We start from the raw sequence: 2,597 nt of genomic DNA, 5'->3' as shown, positions 1-2,597 counted from the left end.
GTCGGGGCCACGAGCCCCATCAACTACCGGGCACCCCGCTCAAGCGCGAAGAGCCTCTTAAGTGACTGTGTAACAACCAGTTTCGATGGAAGTCGCTATCTGAATTGAAATTCTGGGCGGAAATGCACGACGACCAATGGCTCTGGCAGGGGTAACTGTGCGCGTCACCGATGGCGAGGGAACCAACAGCGTCGAGATCGACATGCTCGTGACCGCCGACGCCATCACCGAAGTGCCGTCGGTTGGCTGAGACTTGTTCAGTGCCGAGCCCTGCAAGAGCGGAGTTTGCGTCGGGCGCTCCCGGTAGATCGGCGGTGGCCTTCATGGTGTGATCGCGCTCTATACGCACTGGCTTTAGTGGTGGGTGTTGCTGTCGCGGCGCGCCGTCCTGTGGGCGGCAGGAAGAATCTGGCCGACGTGTTCGGCGGGACCGAGCATGAAGCGGTCCAAGCCGGAACGCGTTGGGCTGTAGACGTACTGGAGTCGGAGGGAATTTCTGCTTCGGAGCAACCTTTGGTCGCGTTACGTGAGTTGCGTCGGGCTAATCGAGCGTTGTCGCTTACCGGTGCCAAGGTTCTTCTGGACCAACTTCTGCCACCTCGCTAGCGCAGTCGCGGGTCGCTGTCCCCGAAACGTCCGCGATCTGGTCCTGGGTCACCACTCCTGAATGATGTTGACGGTGCTCGTCCAGATCGCAGGATTGTTGACCGTGAAGGTACATCAAATCAGGACGGCATCTCCGGGTGGCTATGAGGTTCGGAGACGCGTCGGGGTGGTAATGGGCTCTTTCTTACTGGTGAGCGGTGTAGCCGTTTCACGGTGACCACCAGATCATACTTTGGTACGCTTAAAGTATGACCACGAAATTTACCATAAGTCTGCCTGACGAGGATGCGCACCTACTCGACGAGTATGTGCGTGATCACGGACTTCGTGGCCGGTCGGCAGGAATTCGAGCCGCACTCCGCCTACTCTCGACGTCCGGACTCGAACGTGACTACGCTGCAGCGTTTGCTGAAGGTGACGTAGATGAAGTGTGGGACGCTGTCACGGCAGACACCGAATGATTCGCCGCGCGCACATTCACTGGGTGGATCTCGATCCGGCGCAGGGCAGTGAAGCGGCGAAACGACGACCGGCGGTGGTGGTGAGCAACGACCGGGCCAACGCTACTGCAGAAAATCTCGGCAGGGGCGTGATCACCGTGGTTCCGTTGACTACCAATACCGCGCACGTGTTTCCGTTTCAGGTGATTGTCGAGTCCGACGAGTCAGGTTTGGCGCGAGCGTCGAAAGCGCAAGCGGAGCAAGTGCGTTCGGTATCGGTTCGGCGTCTGGATCCTGAACCTGTCGGCAAGGTCGGGATGGAGACTTTCGCCGCACTCGAGGACGCGCTGCGGCTGCACCTCGATCTGCAGTAACTTGGTGCTGTTGGGGCCGGGTGATCGCCTCGATCGTCGGGGTGCGTGTTTATGACAGCTTGAGTCGAGACCACCGTGACGGCTAGACCCAGGCCCATCTGCGACTCGCCGGACCGGTAGTGACGGTTTGAGCTGAGCCCACCTCAGTGTTGTGGCATCTGGCTTGTTCGGATGCCAGCAACTGCTGGAGGGCAGTGATGGAGACTCGAATGGAGTTGTTCGCTCGTATTCGACGTGATGCCCGGGTCGAGGGGTGTTCGATCCGGCAGTTGGCCCGCCGCCACCAGGTTGGCCGGGCAACGGTGCGGATGGCGTTGGCGCAGGCGGAGCCGCCGCCGAGAAAAGTTCCGGTGCGTTGTTCACCGAAGCTCGATCCGTTCAAAGCCGCGATCGACGCCATGCTCACCGCCGATATCGACGCACCACGAAAACAACGCCACACGGCCCGCCGAATCCTCGCCAGACTGGCCGACGAACATGGAGCGCAGCACCTTTCGTATTCGACGGTGCGTGACTACGTGCGGGTTCGGCGAGCACAGATCGACGTCGAAGCCGGACGTCGCATCGAAGTGTTCGTCCCGCAGGAACATGCTCCCGGAGCCGAGGCGGAAGTCGATTTCGGTGAAGTGTGGGTGATCTTGGCCGGGGTGAAAACCAAATGCCATATGTTCGCCTTCCGCCTCTCACACTCGGGAAAAGCTGTGCACCGCGTGTACTCGACGCAAGGGCAGGAAGCGTTCCTCGAAGGCCATATCGCCGCGTTCGAGGAAATCGGCGGTGTCCCCACCCGTCACATCCGCTACGACAATTTGACCAGTGCTGTGCAGAAAGTGATCTACGGCTCCTCCCGAGCGCGGGTGGAGAACCAGCGATGGGTACTGTTCCGCTCGCACTTCGGGTTCGACCCGTTTTACTGCCAGCCTGGTATCTCGGGGGCGCACGAGAAGGGCGGCGTGGAGGGCGAGGTGGGCCGGTTCCGCCGAAACAGGTTGTCCCCGATGCCCGTTGTCAACTCACTCGATGAGCTCAACGAGAAGATCCGCGCTTGGGACACGGCAGATAACGGCCGCCGAATCAATGACCGGATACGCACTGTCGGGCAGGATTTCGCCGTCGAAGCACCGCTCCTGCTACCTGTTCCAAGCGAGGGCTTCGACCCGGGATTGTCGCTGGAACC

The 2,597-nt window shown here is 60.6% G+C and carries 3 protein-coding genes; all 3 read left to right on the top strand.

The annotated features are described in order from the left end of the window. Positions 1-854 precede the first annotated feature (854 nt). A complete protein-coding gene (locus ABT116_RS42320; protein ID WP_003943374.1) occupies positions 855-1,067 on the top strand; it encodes a ribbon-helix-helix domain-containing protein in 213 nt (70 codons plus the stop codon). After that, entirely contained in the window at positions 1,064-1,420 is a 357-nt protein-coding gene (locus ABT116_RS42315; RefSeq protein ID WP_003943396.1) for a type II toxin-antitoxin system PemK/MazF family toxin, read from the top strand. Before ABT116_RS42320 ends, ABT116_RS42315 begins: the two co-directional genes overlap by 4 nt. 197 nt (positions 1,421-1,617) lie before the next feature. After that, positions 1,618-2,597, top strand: a 980-nt coding sequence (istA, locus tag ABT116_RS42310) for an IS21 family transposase (protein ID WP_351645816.1), incomplete at its 3' end; no start/stop codon positions are given.

The sequence above is a fragment of the Streptomyces sp. NPDC002130 genome (genome assembly GCF_040296465.1).
Classification (GTDB): Bacteria; Actinomycetota; Actinomycetes; order Streptomycetales; family Streptomycetaceae; genus Streptomyces.
Note: the sequence above shows the minus strand (reverse complement) of the source record. Positions and strands in the feature narration are given on the sequence as shown.